22 protein-coding genes are annotated in these 17426 nt (G+C 43.4%); 2 read left to right on the top strand and 20 right to left on the bottom strand.

The annotated features are described in order from the left end of the window. Window positions 1-36: 36 nt before the first annotated feature. The 20 genes from R7Q47_RS10545 to R7Q47_RS10450 form a co-directional block, all read right to left on the bottom strand. Window positions 37-1515: a CesT family type III secretion system chaperone gene (locus tag R7Q47_RS10545; RefSeq protein WP_158173932.1), complete on the bottom strand. Its 1479-nt coding sequence runs from the start codon at window positions 1513-1515 to the stop codon at window positions 37-39. A 9-nt stretch (window positions 1516-1524) separates the two neighbouring features. Continuing rightward, entirely contained in the window at window positions 1525-1983 is a 459-nt protein-coding gene (locus tag R7Q47_RS10540) for a CesT family type III secretion system chaperone (protein ID WP_005377211.1), read from the bottom strand. 230 nt (window positions 1984-2213) lie between these two features. After that, window positions 2214-3191 carry a type III secretion system effector VopR gene (gene vopR / locus R7Q47_RS10535; protein WP_248486635.1) on the bottom strand — a complete coding sequence of 326 codons (978 nt, stop codon included), beginning with the start codon at window positions 3189-3191 and terminating at the stop codon, window positions 2214-2216. 10 nt (window positions 3192-3201) lie between these two features. After that, a complete protein-coding gene (locus R7Q47_RS10530; protein ID WP_248486637.1) occupies window positions 3202-3648 on the bottom strand; it encodes a type III secretion system chaperone in 447 nt (148 codons plus the stop codon). A 255-nt stretch (window positions 3649-3903) separates the two neighbouring features. Next, window positions 3904-5067 (bottom strand): VopS family T3SS effector adenosine monophosphate-protein transferase, encoded by a 1164-nt coding sequence (locus R7Q47_RS10525; RefSeq protein ID WP_154204538.1) that lies wholly within the window; start codon window positions 5065-5067, stop codon window positions 3904-3906. Window positions 5068-5070: 3 nt separating this feature from the next. After that, on the bottom strand, window positions 5071-5502 hold the full coding sequence (locus R7Q47_RS10520; protein WP_213971029.1) for a CesT family type III secretion system chaperone: 432 nt from the start codon (window positions 5500-5502) through the stop codon (window positions 5071-5073). Window positions 5503-5684: 182 nt separating this feature from the next. Further along, window positions 5685-6323 (bottom strand): HrpE/YscL family type III secretion apparatus protein, encoded by a 639-nt coding sequence (locus R7Q47_RS10515; RefSeq protein ID WP_005387146.1) that lies wholly within the window; start codon window positions 6321-6323, stop codon window positions 5685-5687. Beyond that, a complete protein-coding gene (vscK, locus tag R7Q47_RS10510) occupies window positions 6302-6967 on the bottom strand; it encodes a SctK family type III secretion system sorting platform protein VscK (protein WP_318088963.1) in 666 nt (221 codons plus the stop codon). Before vscK ends, R7Q47_RS10515 begins: the two co-directional genes overlap by 22 nt. Next, complete coding sequence (gene sctJ, locus R7Q47_RS10505) at window positions 6960-7706, bottom strand: type III secretion system inner membrane ring lipoprotein SctJ (RefSeq protein WP_086012989.1); 747 nt, start codon at window positions 7704-7706, stop codon at window positions 6960-6962. The genes vscK and sctJ overlap by 8 nt, the downstream gene beginning before the upstream one ends. Then, complete coding sequence (gene sctI / locus R7Q47_RS10500; RefSeq protein WP_005387149.1) at window positions 7706-8050, bottom strand: type III secretion system inner rod subunit SctI; 345 nt, start codon at window positions 8048-8050, stop codon at window positions 7706-7708. The genes sctJ and sctI overlap by 1 nt, the downstream gene beginning before the upstream one ends. Window positions 8051-8058: 8 nt before the next feature. Next, the gene (locus R7Q47_RS10495) at window positions 8059-8694 is read right to left on the bottom strand and encodes a YopR family T3SS polymerization control protein (protein ID WP_186584992.1); all 636 of its coding nucleotides are present in this window, start codon (window positions 8692-8694) and stop codon (window positions 8059-8061) included. Continuing rightward, window positions 8691-9050, bottom strand: coding sequence for a YscG family type III secretion system chaperone (locus R7Q47_RS10490; RefSeq protein ID WP_005377200.1), 360 nt, complete (start codon window positions 9048-9050; stop codon window positions 8691-8693). Before R7Q47_RS10490 ends, R7Q47_RS10495 begins: the two co-directional genes overlap by 4 nt. 3 nt (window positions 9051-9053) lie before the next feature. After that, complete coding sequence (gene sctF, locus R7Q47_RS10485) at window positions 9054-9302, bottom strand: type III secretion system needle filament subunit SctF (RefSeq protein ID WP_005377199.1); 249 nt, start codon at window positions 9300-9302, stop codon at window positions 9054-9056. 18 nt (window positions 9303-9320) lie between these two features. After that, entirely contained in the window at window positions 9321-9524 is a 204-nt protein-coding gene (locus tag R7Q47_RS10480) for an EscE/YscE/SsaE family type III secretion system needle protein co-chaperone (protein ID WP_005377198.1), read from the bottom strand. Next, window positions 9511-10812, bottom strand: a complete 1302-nt coding sequence (gene sctD / locus R7Q47_RS10475) for a type III secretion system inner membrane ring subunit SctD (RefSeq protein ID WP_154204535.1) — start codon at window positions 10810-10812, stop codon at window positions 9511-9513. Before sctD ends, R7Q47_RS10480 begins: the two co-directional genes overlap by 14 nt. 5 nt (window positions 10813-10817) lie before the next feature. After that, window positions 10818-12692 carry a type III secretion system outer membrane ring subunit SctC gene (gene sctC, locus R7Q47_RS10470; RefSeq protein WP_238939336.1) on the bottom strand — a complete coding sequence of 625 codons (1875 nt, stop codon included), beginning with the start codon at window positions 12690-12692 and terminating at the stop codon, window positions 10818-10820. Then, window positions 12689-13117 carry a YscB family type III secretion system chaperone gene (locus R7Q47_RS10465; RefSeq protein WP_017821346.1) on the bottom strand — a complete coding sequence of 143 codons (429 nt, stop codon included), beginning with the start codon at window positions 13115-13117 and terminating at the stop codon, window positions 12689-12691. Before R7Q47_RS10465 ends, sctC begins: the two co-directional genes overlap by 4 nt. A gap of 12 nt (window positions 13118-13129) precedes the next feature. Next, the gene (locus tag R7Q47_RS10460) at window positions 13130-14110 is read right to left on the bottom strand and encodes a T3SS regulon anti-activator ExsD domain-containing protein (RefSeq protein ID WP_154204534.1); all 981 of its coding nucleotides are present in this window, start codon (window positions 14108-14110) and stop codon (window positions 13130-13132) included. Window positions 14111-14258: 148 nt separating this feature from the next. Continuing rightward, window positions 14259-15119, bottom strand: a complete 861-nt coding sequence (locus tag R7Q47_RS10455) for an AraC family transcriptional regulator (RefSeq protein WP_005377191.1) — start codon at window positions 15117-15119, stop codon at window positions 14259-14261. A gap of 609 nt (window positions 15120-15728) precedes the next feature. Continuing rightward, the gene (locus R7Q47_RS10450; RefSeq protein WP_154204533.1) at window positions 15729-16142 is read right to left on the bottom strand and encodes a YscW family type III secretion system pilotin; all 414 of its coding nucleotides are present in this window, start codon (window positions 16140-16142) and stop codon (window positions 15729-15731) included. 388 nt (window positions 16143-16530) lie between these two features. Between R7Q47_RS10450 and exsC the strand changes: the two genes are divergently transcribed. Next, window positions 16531-16977 carry a type III secretion system regulatory chaperone ExsC gene (exsC, locus tag R7Q47_RS10445; RefSeq protein ID WP_017821349.1) on the top strand — a complete coding sequence of 149 codons (447 nt, stop codon included), beginning with the start codon at window positions 16531-16533 and terminating at the stop codon, window positions 16975-16977. Between the two features lie 8 nt (window positions 16978-16985). Then, window positions 16986-17291 (top strand): T3SS regulon translocated regulator ExsE2, encoded by a 306-nt coding sequence (gene exsE2, locus R7Q47_RS10440; protein ID WP_005377171.1) that lies wholly within the window; start codon window positions 16986-16988, stop codon window positions 17289-17291. The last annotated feature ends 135 nt before the right edge of the window (window positions 17292-17426 follow it).

The following is a 17426-nucleotide window of genomic DNA, read 5'->3' as shown; positions in this document are numbered from 1 at the left end:
AGGAGCAGCACCTACTCCCTACTTTACCATTTGAAATTACACCCAGCCTTCTGCCAAGTACATCAATCGCAATTGACTTGGTGAGCCTAGTTTTTCTAGCGCATCTAATTGGACGTCACTCAGGTTTGGGCATTTATCAAGATAAACCCGTCCGTTTGCTGCATCTAGGGGGAGCTTGTAGGTGAGCTTTTCGTTGATTTTACTTGCTTCCCCTTTATCAATCGCTCGAACAGCTGGCATGAGCCAATCCCAATCTTCTCCTAACAGTTTTTTAAACGCCCCGTTAGCAATAGACTCGGTTTTACTTGGTGCATCCTCTGGGCTTAGCTTCAAGATAGAGTCTACGTCAGGAACCAAGTGCTCACTTGGCTCTGAACCCAACATCTTTTTCAGTGTTAATCGAGCGGCTTCCATCTCTTGTGCCTCTTTAGGCGCTTGAGGAGAAGTCATTGCAGTATTCTCCTTAGGGCCAAGGTACGCCATTAATGCGCGGACAGAAGCCGGATCTTGCATACTGAAGGTAAAGTCTCCTTTTGCATTGGAAACTTCAAGTCTAGGTAAAACACCAGACATTTCGCCTTGCATAAGTTGCTCTTTTACTTCCGTATTTAACCCGTATGCCCCAGCTTGGTTCGCCACAAAGCCACCGCCGCTCATGATAGCAGTCGTTGCCGCAGAACCGATTGCCTCTTTTGCTATCGGTGTGACGCCCACCGTTGCTACAGAGCTAACACCGAACGTGCCCAGGCTCCCCGTCGCCATACCTAACGTAGCTCCAATGCCACCTTCAGCCGACAGTATCGCATGACCTTGAGCCAAGGTTTGCTGCATCGGCATAGAAAGACGTTGATCTCGCCCTGGCAGCTGTGAAATTTGTTCTAACTGATGATGGTAAGCCTCAGCATCACCATTTACGGCCGCTTTGTGCAGCTCTCGACCTGTAGAAATCAATAAGCCAACACCAGGTAATGCCAAGTTAATAACGGCGTTCACACCAGAACCTTTTAGCTTTTCTTTGCCCATCTGTAACAGTTCAGCAGCGAAGCCATCCATTTTTCCTGGATACTGGGCTTCTAAACTCACCTGCATACGCGGATCTTTGCTGATCGCATCAAACGTATTTTTAAGCTGCTGGTACGCATCGCTGCTCACTTTTATTTCATCCAATAGGCTGACAACTTCTAAGATTTTACGCTCAGTAAGTGGCTCACCGCGATAGCCTGAAGGACTCACTAGGGAGTAAGCCAACAGCGCAACCTCAGGTTTTTCTTGCTTAAGTAGCGCCTGCTTTAAATCAAGGTGAGTTTTGATGTTTTCTTGGAAAAACTTAGTGTATTTGCTTCTCAATACGCCTTCGTGAATAGAAGCAAACTTATGACCTTTGTGGAATGTGGAAGGTTCTTTTACTTCACCTCTTTTACTGATCACTCGGTCATCTTTTTGCGCAGCAACTGCACGAAACTGTTCTAGATCAGGTACTGGGCTTTGACTGATTTTTTGTGTTGTATTAACCATTTTTCTCTCCTACACACGAAGTGATTGAACATGAGCTTGTTCATGATTAGAGGTGGTTGGAATCGCTTGATCCAACATTGCGAAACGCGCTTGCCACAGCTCGGCCTGTTCAATAACTTCGTGAAACCAAGCGGTAAGGTTCGTCGTATTTAGATGCTCAACGGGTTTACGTCCTGCTAAGACAAGCTGTCGACCATTTGGAGCTAAAGCAAGTGCGAGGTTGCCACTACCAATTCCTTGATAGTTAGCATGAGCAAGAAGCTCTAAACCTTTTAGTCGTTGTTCACCGGATTTTTCTAACCCTCCGAACGTTACAGACAACATCAAATCATCCGTATCTGTCGCAATGAAATACAACATGTAGCGATCATCGACCAGTAGCTGACAACGTTCATTTTCTTCAAAATTCAGTTCGGGCAACTCATTGAGTTGGCAAAACTCCAAGAGCAGTTGTTGAATCGTGTTCATAACTTTTTCCTTTTGTTTCAATAACTCTATTGAACAACGATTGCAGATTGAACGATGTCGGTAATGGCTTTATTTTTGTCACTTTTTCGCCTTCATTGTGAGGTTTTCCGCAGAAATCTCGCTCTAAAATCGAGTTGCCAGAGTAATAAAAAAGAGCAGCTCAGAGCTGCTCTTTCAATAAAGGTTAGATGCTTAGCATGGTGTATTTGCTCACTTCTTTTGCAGAGTGACTAACCCAGTTTATGGCTATCAAAAATGACTTCTGTTGGCGGGAACATATTCGAAACAGGTGGTCGTTGTGCATCTCCAAACATTGGTGCACCGAATGCAGATGTCGCCCACGGGTCAACAATTTTCACATCCTTACTCCACGTTGATGGATCTTTTATGTCGCTCCCCTCTTGTCGACCAACCAGTACATAAAGGTGTGTACCTGAATGACCCTTTTTAAACGCAACCACTTCTACTTTGGGTTCACTTTCAGGTGTTCCTGACATGCCTTGAATCATCTCAGCGGCGGCAGCAAAAGCAAATGTAGTACAGCAGCCGGCTTTCGCGGTTTGTACTGCCTTAGCAATGTTCTGTAGAGTGCTTAATTGCGGTGCGGTTCCTCTTTGTGCTGCAGCTTGAACTCCGTTTGCGGACATCGTCGCTCTGTGATCTTGCATGATTCGCGCTTGATCCGCGTGAAGCTCTTTTAGTCGTGGCTTTCCTTTTGTTTCATAAAACTGTGACCCCTTAACACCGAACGTATTTAAGTCCGTACAGGCAAAATCACCAAGCTTTTGAAGGTTGGCTTTATGTTCGTTGATAAGCGCGACACTCGATGAAGCTTTATTGGTTTTGGAAGATGAGGCTGCCGTTTGTGCAGTGGGCCAATTTGAGCTAGGGCCAGACGACAATCTCTCAAGATTTTTCAGGCTCCCAAGCGTTAACTTATTTTCACCGTTCAACACATTTTTCAGCATGAGCTTCGCAACATCTTTAGGAATACCCTGCTTAGTAAGCAGGTTCACTAAAATATCTTTCGCTTTATTCTGGTGGCTAATACGCGCGCTGATACTTTTATTTTTTGGTGCGCCCTCTTTAACAAAAATATCTTTACCGTTGTGTGCTCGAACCTCTTTGTCGTCAGCTTGATTTTGTGTCGCCAAATGTGACGTTAACTGACTCAACGAGTGCATGTGCGATGTATTAATATTGACCATGTGTGATGCCTTAAACTTGAATAAATGCGTGTACGTCTGTTTGGCTAAAATCTACAACCGTGTTGTTTTGAAATAACTCTACCCAAGTATCAACTAATTCATTCAACTGAATGATTAAGTTAGCAATGTTGGTGAGTTCACTTCCAGCCGCGATAGCAACTTGAAGAACAACGTCTTTGCGTGTTGGATTCACACAAAACTGCACACCACCTGTTTCTCGATACAAGAAGTTGTATTCAAGTAAAACTTGAAGTTTATCTAGCGTAATATCATCTTGTTCTATAAGCAGGTTTTTGGAAATCAATAACTCGCCTTTTTCCTCTACGAGCAGAACATCGACACTGTTGTTTTCAGCAAAATGCAGTGACCACATTTGATCGTCATACGCTGTCACGCGCTCAAGGTTCAGCACTTCTCCTAGCTCAGAGAGAAGCATATTAATCTTTCCTGTATCCATGTTGTGTCCTGTCTAATTTATTATAACTAAGTGACATCGATATATTTATTGCAGCGAAGCCACTTGGGTATAACGGCTCATTTAAATAAGCGAATAAGGATAAAAGCGATTTTATGGCGAGATAGAAACCGACACTTTATTTCAACGTCTCATTTTTATTGCTATTATCCGTTTTATTGAGAAGAAAAATTAAGGTTAAGCTGGAAAATAAAAGAGCGGCAATCGCCGCTCCGAAAATTAAATAGAAGTAGAAAATCACTTAATACCGTGAAGGCTATTTTCTGCATCCATAGCTAAAGGATTGAACGAGTCGTTACGAAGTTCTGCTATCGCGTATAGCATGCGCCCCATGCGACCATTTCCATCTGTAAAGCCATGGTACCCGATAACTCCGGCGAACAAATGTTTACCTAAGTCTTTATCTTCTACAGGGTTCTCTTTCAAAAAGCCTTCAATGTGCTGCTTTAACATGCCCTCACCGCCAATACTTGACGGCAAAGTGCCACCCGAAATATTTGGCCCTCGGTAATCACGCTCAACATTAGGCACCAATCGAGCGTGTAGCTCTTTTAGGTTTTCCATATTCAATAAGTCTTTACCATTAGACGCGTATTCCTTCAGTAAAGACGTAATATTTTCGGCATCGTTTCCTTTTGAGTTAGAAGCATTAATGATCCACGCCGCAGCTCTTTCAACATTATTGGTTACGCCACTTTTGTTAAACACGTCCTCTGCCAGTCCTTCAGCGTATACACCTTGGCTTAGATCGGTGCTTGCTAGACCTTCGATATGACGTTGCGCCGATTTAAGATGCATCACCTCCATATCAAACACCGCTTGCATTTGATTGATGCTACCTGCTGGATTTTTCTGCGCTGCAGATATACCACCGCCGTAGTCCTTTACTACACGTCCAGCAAGCGACTTCGCTGCACTTTCGCCAATCAGTGATGTGAGGTTTTTACCAGAATCGGTTTCTAACATTGCCTCTGTCATCGCTCGCTCAGCTAACTGGTTTAGCTCAGCAGAGTTCGACTGAACTGATTTACTGTCTAACTTCGCAAAGGCATTTAAGACATCTGATGCGGTTTTTATGCTTCCATCTTTGAAGAACATTTGTCCATGCTCAACAGAAGAAGCAGCTTGTAAACGCTGAGCTTGTCCTTGCTCATTATCAAATACGGCTTTTGTAAGGGCTTTCGCTACCGATTGTGGGCTACCTTCGCGAAACAGTTTTCCTGTCGCTTCAAAAAATCGCGCTACCGCACCATTCGTAGGATTGGCGCGAGTAAATTCTTGGGTCGCTGCGTTGATTTGGTATTCTTTGCCACCAATACTCAGCTTACCTTCGTTAAGTATCTCGTTACGAGCTTGCGGCATGGCGGCCTGCAACGCGCTAACACTTCCAAAACTGATCATGCTTTAAACCCTTAATGTGGAAAAATGAGTGGTATTCGTTTCCGGTACTTCGATTGTTTTATTGGTTACTTCTTGTGTATTCGCACTTTTTAACCACTCGATGAAATTCGCAAATGACTCATCGAAAAAAGATGCAGTTAGCAGTTGCTGAGGCAGGTGTATGAAACCGATATATCCGGTCTCTTCCCCCCAGAATACCGCTGGAGAGCCTTGCGTTAAGGCATCTTTCATATGTTGATGCAAAGTATCATCACTCGGCTTATCGCCTGAAATCAGCCCGATAAGCGTCACACGATCTTCTTGTGCACGAATTGTGATTGCTGTGTTTTGCTCAACGAGTAGATGGCAACAATCATCTTCATCAAAAACCAACGGCTCCAATTGGCAGCGGCTGGCAAAATCTGTCAGTAAAGAAGTTATAAATCCATTAGCCATTCGACTAAATAATCCTATTTTTGTTTTAGAGGCGCTGCTTGGTTGCAACACTTATCAACTAAGCAGCTTTCTTAGGTGTATTCTTAAGGATTTATGGCAGTGAATATTTTAGAAATGGTCGGATTTTTTTTGTTTAAAGGCATTAAAATGAAAAAACTCAGCAAGTGCTGAGTTTTTGAGGTTTATTCATGAATCGTAATTTTACGCTCGCTGAGCTGCTTCACCATGGCTTGCTTTAATGCATGCAGCTGTCCATCAATACTGGCGTCGATGATCCCAACTTCTGTTTCCAAAATGCAGCCTCCATTTTTCAAGCGCGCATCTGCTACCACGTCAACGTAACCGACTTCAGGGAAATCACTTAATACACCAGCCACCTTTTCTCTCACCTCAACAACCTGCTCTGGGTGGACATGTAAAATGACCTGCTTTTGGTTACTCACCAGTTGCAACGCTTCTCGAACTACACTCACCGTGGTATCGACATCATCGAAGGTATCGATGATCTTACGTACTGCTTCTAACACCACACCTGTCATTTTTTCTTCGACTTGCTGATAGTAGTCATTACAACGTGCTAAGGTTTCAACCATCGTTTGCGCATTTTCAATCTTGGCTTGTGCAAGGCCATCTTGATAACCACGTTGTTTTTCGGTTTCGTAGGCTTGTTGGGCATTAGCAATGATGCTTTCAGCTTTGGAGTTCGCGGCTTCAACTAAGTGTTGCGAATCCAGATAACTGGCATAATCTTTCGCTTTCAGCACCTTTAAGCCAGGTGCCAGCTGCAAATTGTCTGTTTTTATTTCAACAAATGAAACCATTGAGGAATAACCTGTTTTGCGATTTTTTTTGTGAGTCGATACGCCAGATCTCGCTGATCTTTTGCCAACCAGCTAGCCATTTCCGTACTCTCGCTGAGCTGCTGTTCTAGTTTGAATTGCCAACGCAGAACAATGTCTTCTGGCGAGTTAACTAAAACAAACCTTATCCAGGAGTACCCAAGCGCTTGCATTTTTGCTTCAACAGACCGCTCATCCAATGATTCTGGCAACGGATGTTGCCAACCTTGCGGCCAACTGGACAACAACATCGACCCGTTTTGAATCAAGAACCGAGTGCCTTCCAATCCAAAGACGTTGTTCAGAACCTGTTTCGGATGTTTTAAAACAACGCCTCGCATTGCCACACAATGTAAAGCTCCGCCCACCATCAATACGAGTTGGTTCAACGCATCCGCTGGGAGCAACGCCAAACTATGACAAGGTCTGTTAAAAGCCGTCTCAGGAACTGGAGATAACGCCCACTCATTGATACACCATTGGTTGAACATGGGGTTATCTCTCCAGCCTTCGATATTTAGTAACCAAGGCTGCTTTTGCTCTATCCAACTTCTATGGATGTACTGGCAAGGCGCATAGTTAAACTGGTGTTGTACCTGCGCGAGTGGTGTTTCTGGTTTAACCACGCTTCGTGTTCCTACGACACCATGTAAAAGTAGCGATATTCGAGCCGATGAGTGCCGCTACCAAGAACACCAAAATGGCGATAAGATTATTCGCCGTCTCTTTGGTGACCTGAACCGACAAAATGCTTTTAAATTGATTGTTTTGAGTAGCAACTCGAACCTCTGATGAGGGTACCATCACTACGCTGATTCGATCGTAGTTCAACCCCTCAATACTGTTGTTCACTAATAATTTGATCTGCGGAACATATGAATCAAGCGCAATATCTGCCGCGTGTTTAATAAATACGGAGGCAGAAGCTGGAGTTGGGCGCTCTCCTGGACGCAGATCTTGATCTTCCAAAACAACATGAACACGTGCCACTAGCACGCCATCAATCTGAGATAAGGTTGAGGAGAGCTCTTGAGATTTCGCGTATACCAAACGTGCTCGTTCTGCTAATGGTGACGAGATCAAATCGTCTTTGGGAAACACTTCTTTCAGTGTGGAAAACTGCTCTCTTGGATAACCTTTTCGCTTTAGCGCATCTACCGCGAAGGCGATTTGAGAACTGTCTACCATTAACTTGACGGTGTTGTCTTTGTCAGGTTCTTTTGTTGCAACGACACCTTCGGATAGTAAGATCGACAACATCTCATTACCCTCTTTCTGAGTAACGTTGGTGTATAACTCGGTCTGACAACCTACCAGAAACAACGTGAGCATGATGAAAACTGCTCTCATTTTATTCATCATCACTATTGTGCCTTCAATAAGGTTTCTACGTTTTGTGTGGTTTTACCCACGGTTTTCGCGATCAGCTCTTCTTGAAAAGTAATGCGTGTCAGCGCCCACTGCATTTGCAGTAATTGCGCCGGATCATCACCCACCATCTTCATGTTGTCTTGCAGGTTACTTTTCGCGTTATCGATAGTGTTTTTCAACTCGCTGATGTTTTCTAGCAAACCGCCCTCCAGGCCATTACTTGCCTCGGGAACCGACATGGCTTGCTCAAAACGTTCGCTTAAACCGTCTTCGACTTGCGCATCCTGCAACTTATCAATGTTGGTTTGCATCACCTCGGTGTACTGCGTGTTTATCATATGTACTCCTAAGATAAATCTAACTTGTGACTGTGAGTCATGATGTTTTTCACCATCGCATTTTTTTGGATCATGAAGCTAAGTTCATCACGAACCATGTCCAGTGTTGATGCCATATCAGGTAACGACTTCAACTCTGCCCAGCAATGCCATAAGGCTTGTTCTTTCTGGGCACCCAGTGGAAAATGCTGCGCTAGCATTGCTTTTAGTGCTGTTTTATCAGCAGGTGGTTCGGCAATAAGCTGTCCCGAAAAATTCCCTAGTAACTCCTGCTTCAACACCTTTAACAAATCAGATTGTGGCTGCTCGTTGCCTTTTGCACTCTTCGCCTCATGAAAGGCGTACCACATTGCCTCTCGTTTAACTTGAGGGTCGGAGAACGCTTCATTTAACGATGATAAGACACTTTGTTTACTGACAACCTCTGCGTCTTTTAATGATTCGTACCACGCTTTAATCTCCGCCAGTTTCGCTTCTGTTTTCTCTAGCGTCTCTTTTGGAGAAACATGTGAAACTTGCTCTTGCTTGTCACTTCGCTCCATGAACGTTTTCATCTTGTCTTCATCGCTCCGCTCATAATGGCGCGACTCCGACTGACGCAAAGATTGGTGTTGAAGACTTAGGTTACTTGAATCAATGATCATCCAAGATTCCTAATGTCCTGAGAAAAGCTCGCAGCAAATGCTTGGCTTTCTTCGCTTCCTTGTGACGCAAGTTCTACCCAGCTTTCCGCTTTGCTCAGTAAACCGGCTTTGGCAGAAGCAAGAGCCGCTAAGCTGATCAGATCTGGATAGGCGTTACAAAGTGGTTCGAGTAATTGATGAGCCTCTTCATACAAGCCTTTATTCATGAGGCTCATTGCACGAATCATCGCAACGGTCTCTTCAGAACCTGAGCTTGCTTCAAGGCCATCTGCAATCGTGTTGGCTTCTTGATGACGATGCATACCTGTTGCCATCAGCGCGATTTCAGCCAGCAGTTGGCGCGTTTCTCGTTCCATGCTTTACACCTTCTGGAGAATCGACTGCATCACATCTTTAATCGCACGAGTGGTGGTCGCATTGATATTGTAAACAACAGACCATTTGTTGATCGCGTGCTGAAGCTCGGCAAGCTTTGATGGATCATCGGCATTGGTTTCTAGGTTCTTGATGGCTGCCGTCACTTCTGTGTTGGCATCTTTCGCTTGTTGTTCTAACTTAGCTTTAACATCATCAAGGTTTACACTGTTACTAGCATCGTAAAATGACATAAGACTTCCTCGTATTTTTTAGTTAGCTTCGTATGATTCAACGACCGCATGGGCGGCTGTGTAAGCTTCATACTGTTTGAGTAGCAATTGGTACTGCTGTGGTGAGCACCCTAAATCCAACTGACGTTTCACCACCGCTTGTGCTTCTAAGAGCTTGCTCTTAATCTTGTGCACTTCCGCACCGTTTGTGTCGTTATTTAAAATTTGTTCAAGATTTGTCATTGTTCGTCTCGCCTTCATATCCGAGTTCTATTGTTATCACCCGCCCGCCTTTAACCAACTCAATACCAGCAGGTGTAACACTGGATATTCGGTAGCCCTGAGGCGTTCTTGCACCGACCATATAGCGAACATTATCGGTCAGAATCACATATGGAACCTGGCCAAAGTTAACGCTACGAAACGGGAAATCGATGTTGGTGCCTTTACTCACCTTAGGTATGGATTTCAAAACTAAGTACGGTTTCTCACCATATTGTTCCCGGAAGTCTCGGGTCACACCGTAAAATCGAGTCGTTTCGATATCATCAAGCTCACCACGAACTTCGATGCGATCACCGCTGGTGACCAACTGGACTTTTTTCAGTAGCTCCGCATCCGTCAATAACGCTTTTAGCGTATCCATGTAGGCACCCGCTCGCTGCAGTTCAACCTTCCACGCAATAAGACCCGGCACGTCTCGCTCCAAGATTTGTTCAACTTGGTTCCAGCGGCTTGCATCATCGATATAGCCCGTCAGCAGCAGTGTGCCGGTCTCATCGCCATTTTCGACTTTCACTTGGTGATAGCCGAGGTTGCGCAAAATAAATCGAACCCCGCGACGGATTTCTTCCATCGTTCTTAAGTCACTTTTGTAATTGATGCCCAATACATCAATTCGACCAAGCAGATCGAGTTTCTGTGTTCGGTCTTCAACATAGCCCTCTAGGACTGCTTGGCGTGCGGCGGCATTCCATTCCACACGAACGTCGCTAAGTTTGAGCTCGCCTAAGATGTTACGCACCAAAACAATGGGTTCTGCTTCTGTAACAATTTCATTGTTGTTTCCGTTAGCTTGGCTGTACCACATACCGGCAAAAATGACACTCGGGACAAAACTACAAAGCAAAGCGATGAGCGTTGTTTTTTTCCAGCTAGAGCGTTGCACAGCAACCACAGGTGTATTCTGTTGGCTAGATTCGTCGCTGACGTTACTCACAATTAACGCATCTTCCGCGTATCCCAGAGCGAACTTCACAACGCCGACCGAGACAACAGCATGGCGTGACAACTCGATACCACCACCTGCAACAGCGATGTCTTCACTGTTAATATTTGCCTCTTCGCAGCCTCGTAAAATGACCGAGTCTTGCTGGCAAACGAGGGTGAAATGGTTCGCTTCGACCCCAGCATCAGACAGTACAAGATCAGCAATAAAGTCGTCACTGCCAAGCACGAGAGCACCTTCAGGTAAGGTGACTTCTACTCCGGTATGCACGCCTGATAAAATACGAATTTTCCATTGCTGCATCGCGGTTAAGACTCCTCTGAAGGGCGCACACACTCACTTTGTGAGTCATCACATTCCAATACTTTCACCCGCCAACCCTTTTGCCCTGTTGGTAATTGGCACTGCGTTAATTGAGACGACTTTTGCTGTGACAATAAGTCTTGTTGATAGCGCTCGGCTTGAACCCTCGATGTGCAGCTATATACTTCCACTACCGATTTAAATTCAGCGCTATTGTTGGAGATGTTGTTAAGCTTGCCGATACTTGGTCGCAAGTCATATTCGTTGCCAATCAACACACTATCGCCAATACCATCCACAACAATTCGAGGTTCTAAAATAAACATTCGTACTGTGCGGCGCTTAGTATTGGTATTACTTCTAAACAACGCGCCTAAATATGGGATGTCTCCTAGCAATGGCACTTTACGTAACTGATGGCTCACTTCATCTCGGTACACACCACCGATAAGTAAGCTTTGCCCTTGTTTAACCGTCGCTAAGGTGCTGATTTCAGTTTTACGAACGGAAGGAAGATCATCGACGCCACCATCAGCGATCTTTGCACCGTCTTCGAGATGAAGGCTCAGGTTAATTTCAGGTCGTGCAGCAAATCTATCACCAACGATACGTGGGACAATTCTCAGTAACGTGCCATACGTGACCTCTTCCAGCGCTGCGGTTTCTTTACCAACCAGCTTGACGTAAAACGTGCTGCTGTTGTTCAGTACCGCTTCGACATTTTCCTGAGTTAACAATGTTGGTCTTGAAACCACTTGAGCACTGCCTTTGGATTCCAATAAACGAATTTGAGCCAGCAAGTAATTTAGGTTGGTTGAATCAAGCAAGGACTTAAAGTTCTGTCCACTGCCGAGCGTCACATCCCCCGAATTCACATCACCTGTTGTTTTGATATCAACAATGCGGTTGTTTCCGACAGACACTCCCGCTCGCCAATCCACTCCTAACTGACTTAAATCGTTGGCACTGATATCGACAATCGATAGCGCGACTTCAATTCTTGATTGCGGCTGGTCTAATTGCGCGACCAGTTTACGATAGAGCGGTAATCGTGCTTGAGTATCACGAACGATAATTGCATTAAGGCCCGGCTCTGCTTCAACTGTTGCGCCACCATGAACTGAGGCGGTTTTATTACTTTTTACAGGCTTATCTGAACTGGTAACTTCTTTGCTAGACGCACTCGTCACTTGAGTTTGAACACCAGACACGACCCGTTTTAACACCGATGCGATGCCAGGGACCGTAATTGTCTGATCTCGATATGCAATTTCTCTATCCGTTGCAGAAGCGTACTTCAAAGGAATTATCTCAACGAATAATTCGTCGGTTGAATTCGATTTCTGCAGCAAGCGCGTTTCCAATGCCTCCGCCGTTTGTACCACTAAGTCGACATAACGTGGAGGACCCGCAAGATAGACTAACCCTTTGCTCTCAGCAGCTCTCCAACCATAACGAGAATCCCAAACGCCGGTGGAAATTAACGTACTGCGTAGCTCTCTAGCCGTAAGTAATTCCAATTGAAGTAAACGTGAGCGAGTTTCTGTCGCCTTATAGACATGTAAGACGGCACCATCGAAATACCACATCAAGTTGTACACTTGCGATAAGTAATCGAGGAATTCCGCCGGATCTTCAGGGGTAAAACGCCCATTCACTCGATCGTTGACTTTGTCACTAACAGAAACCGAGACACGATAATTTGCACCGAAGTTATTCAACAACTCTTTTAATGAGTCGTTATCTGCATAGTAGCGGAACGGTTGTTCGGGCCAGTGTAAGTCTGTTGCTTGCGCGTATCCCAAAGGAACAACACTCACTGCGCATAACAATGCCTTTGTTGCAGCACGCCTAATGTTGGGAAAGATTTTTAGCATCATGGTAACCACACTGTATGGTTGATTGTGTGGTTCACGCGTGCTTGTTCCAATAATGCAATGTAACGTTCGCATAGATTGACGTGCTTAGAAAGCAAAGCAGAGAACCGTTCCACCGAACAGTCCTCAACCCTTACTTTACTTTGCAAAATCAATTGCTGATCATCATTGGTTGTCAGTACGCCGCCATCCTCACGAATGGTTTTTAATGAGAGCTGCATGCAACGTTGTAACGCTTGTTCTTGTTGATAATCTAGATGCTCTTTAAACTGGAAGGGTAACGTCGCTTCCCATAAAATCCATGACGCATGTTGCTTGATGGTCAGTGATAACTGGTCAACCTCGATGTTGTAAGAACCATTTTCTGAGGCAATAAAATCCCCTACCTTTAGCGCTTCCGCTAAAGATTTCATCATCTTATCTAACATTTAACGCCCTATTTAGATCTGGCTGAGGTGATTGCAAGCCTGGCCGCACTGACCACTTTGAGTATCAAAATAGTAGTGATCGATATCACCAACAGTTTGCATATTCTTGAACCATTGCCATACTTTCGCAACCGCATTTTGGTCGTTGTAAACCACATCGCATGCATCCCAAACTTCGTTCAGCTCAGGGGCTTCAAGTCGCACTTCCGAACACCAATTTTTCCACTCAGAAATAAATTGTTCGGTTGTAGAGGTGTACTCCGCGAACCCTTTCAGCTCGTCTAAAGACGGTTGCCACTTCTCAATTAACGAACGATGACATTCAATCACTTGCAACTGTTGTTCGCTTAACGTCCCAAGTTGCTTTTTAAGTTGATGCTGCTGGCTCTTAATAAGATCGAGTTGCTGTTGAACAAAGACGGCACTGGTGTCTTCCCCTGATAGCTTCGACCAATATTCCTTCTGAATATCGAGTTGATTGATAAGTTGTTCAACTTTAATCGAAGCATGAAGAGCACTTTGCTCGACTTGTCGGTTAATCCACTCGTTGAGTGATAAATGGAAACAAAGCATCAACGTTTTTGGGACAGCCAAATTAAAGCGAAAGCCCAGACGAGAGTTGATGTAGTCCAGCCTTTGTTCGAACGTTGTGATTGTGCTGCTATCACTGAGCTGCGATCCAATTTCCAAAAATAAACGCATGGCAAACCGGTCTATCGAAGCACCAAGTTTTTGATACGTTTTAACTAACTGGCTAGCGCACAGGCTATCGACGACATTTCTATCCAACAAGCGTTGAAGTAAAGATAACTGCTCATAATTTATGACGCCTTCACTCAACAATTGTCGGTGATTGACGTGCACAACATTGAGATCCTGCGTAGGTTTCGAGGCGCTTTCATAACGAGCTCCTCTTTGTAAAACAGTCACTTTCCGCTGTGTCACTATGCTGTCTGGAAAAAGCGAACGGCGTCGCCAATGCTGCTTTTTCATTTATGTTCGTCTCCGCACCCCTTTCGAACAATCCAGAAAGAAAGAGATGTAATAATTTTTAATCGTTCGTTGTTACACGATACATAATAGAATTTACACTGGTGAGTGACTTTCAAAATTAGTCAGAAAATTTTAGTCCCAAGTCATTTCATTTCGCGATAGCCACTTGATCGTCTCCCGAACGTACGCGGCTTGGGGTCGTTCCAAAACGACGACGGTAACTCTGCGTAAAGTAAGACTGGCTGGAAAACCCTGCCTCCATCGCCACATCTACAATGCTCATCTTGCTCGTCAACAGCAGTTTATGAGCATGCAGTAGTCGACGCTCACTGATCCAGGCTCTTGGAGAAATGCCATAGTGCTCATTAAAAAGCTCTTTAAAAGTGGTTAAGCTGGCACCAAACTCCTGCGCGTAGTCTGTCAACTTCCATTCTTTTAAGTAATGCTGTTCCATAAACCGACGTAACCGTTCCGACGTACGGTTTGTTTGTTGTGACAGCAACGCATACAGTGATTCTCCTCCTTTGCTGTGTAGCAAGAGAATGAGTAGTTCTTCGTATTTTAGGCACATAATGGCATCAGGGTACGCTTGTTGCTCAAGCGTCTGCATGCTAGAAAGCACTTGTTCAACGAGTATGTTCAAACCAAAAGTAAACAAACCAGAACAAACTTTGTCTACCTTAGGCAGCATCATCAAGAGATCACTGTGTTTTTGCAGCAACTGACTAACGAGTTCATTGTCGTAGGCAATAATCGACGCTTTGTATGCCCCATCTAGCGGAGAGTACTCTAACAAGTAATCTCCTTGGGATAGAAATACCCCATTTTCTGCAGCAACATCGATTGTGCAATCACCTGTTTGAACTCGAAGCTGACCATTGTGAACGACAACAATGTGAGACTGGTCTGAGTGAAATACTTCGTCAGATTTTTCATAGCAGGAAAAACTACGAATTTTTCGTGAACTCGAGTCGACCCTTTCTGAGTTTAGTTGGCCTGACACATCCATTTTCTACCCTTCATTATTTTGAGTTTCTCAGTGCAAATGTTGAGAAACTTTCAAAGCACTACTTTGATTGTTGTTATTTCTAAGTACTGCTGTATGAATTAAAGAAGCAAAGAAAAGAGCATAGAAGTTCTATCACTTACCATACCCCCCGAATAATTAGCGAATAACCCAAGCATTACCTTTACCTAAAGGTAAAAGTTTGACTTAGTAAATTTCTGCTGTCCGTCTTTATTATTTTTATCAGATAGCGTTTATCATTAGCCAAAACTTAAATATCATTTCGTTATTTAAGCTTGGTTGTTTTGTTATACATTAGAATACAATTAAATAGATTTCGGCATCGTTTCGAGAACAAAATTAAATTTCCAAAATCATAAAAATGTATGTTTTATAGCCTAAAACGCCAAGCCAACGTGTTCAAGGAGCGAGATATAATCATAAAAAATACTGTTTTTGCAACAAGTATGAGTCTAAAAAACAACTGACCCGATGACTTCAAAGTCATGTAATTAATGTTTATAAAAGACAACAAATCTTTCACAAAAGGAAAGATATGGTCTTTATTTTTATAAATTAGAAAATTCTAATAAAAATGTAGTACTTAAAATTTTATCTGTTTATTTTTGGAACAAGAATCAAGTTTTCTTGTTTATTTCCCTCTAAAAATAAATAGTTCTTTTCTTTTTCAGCAACGAGCTCACCGTTTGAATAAAGCTTTCCAATAATCTTCATTTTTCCTTCACCAGCTTGAATTGGTGCAATTAAAAACGAATACTGCACAGGCAACTGAACGCCTTGGTAGCTCTGAGATGCCGATTTAAAACATTGATTATCAATAACTTTACATATTTCCACTTCAAGAGAAGTAATCGAAGGTGGAAAGTAGCCGTCGACAGAAACCCAACCATAGACTGATGCCTGACTCTGTGTATCAAAGCCATCCACCCCATTGACGGACACAGTCTGACTGCACCCACTCAGTATGAATAACCCAATAAAACCAGCCCATATAGAATTGTTCATTATGACCCCATAAACGTATTTTATATAATCTAGCTCATTTGAAATTCACACAATTCTTTATGTAAAAATATAAAAGATCAACTTATATTTATACTACAAGCGGACAATAAATCGCATTTTTCAACAACACGTAGTTAACATGGACTGTAATTTCAAAAGCAGTTTCTGTTCTCTTTCATTCCTTCCTTAATTGAAGTTTATTAGAGAAAAGTGATATTCATATATATCATTACCATCGAGATATGCATCTGAACACATTTACTTTTGCCTTTCTATTTCTCTCAACACATTTAAAAGCCAAAATATAATAACAACCGACTAATATTGATAAACATGAAGAGATACATCTAATATTTTCCTTGATAAAATTTCAAAAGGGACTATTCCTATGTCAGCACGCCAAACTATCGATGAGATTTTGCTAAAGTTTGCTCATCAAATAGGCTTGCCTGCACTGCATCTAACGGAAAATGAAGTAAGCTTAGCCTTTGATGATAATCTAAGGGTGCATATCATCTTTCATCCTGAATCGACAACTCTGCAGCTCGAAGCTGAGATTGTTGGCCTTCAAATTGTAAATTCCGATCTTTATCGCTCTTTCTTGGCCTTTAATTATCACTGGCCTGAGCACCAGTTATTTTTTAGTTTAGATAACCACCGACATGTCCTATGTTTAAACCGACTCATTAACATTAGGCGACTGGATTACGAATATTTTGAAACAGCTTTAGCAGAATTGCTGACGCACAGCGAGTCGTGGGAAGCGTTATTGTCTTCTCATGTAACTATTGATAAGGCACCACCGATGCCACAAACTTTAGACTTGAGAGTTTAGGTGTCTTTATGTCCAATGACATCCAATCCACATACACCAATTCATCGGTTCATGACGTTCAACAAGCGCAGCAAAGTGATGCAGTGCCGCAAGGAACGTTTCATGGCCGTAAAGTCACCCTACTCTCCTCATCAGAAAGCAGTATGACGCGAACAAGCTCTAAAAGAGAGCTTGGTGAATGTTTAAATCAATTTGCCAGTCTCGAATCTTGCAATCGCGTTTTGGACTTTGATCCGCAACTCAATATTGACAAGCAAAACGCCGCCGTAGAAAAGCTTATGGAACGAAAAGTGGCGATAATTCAACGTTCCTGATATCACAATATAAGCGGGTTAAACATCTAAGTTAACCTTCAGCCGACAAGCTCACGCTAGTAAATTACCACCTTCTAAAGAAGGTGGCTTTGTGTGAGCCCCCTAAAAGGGGGCCTTTGTTTAGTCCAGCGCCAA

It is taken from the genome of Vibrio sp. Vb0349, from assembly GCF_033338975.1.
The sequence above is the reverse complement of the archived record's forward strand: the minus strand, read 5'-3'. Positions and strand labels throughout refer to the sequence as shown.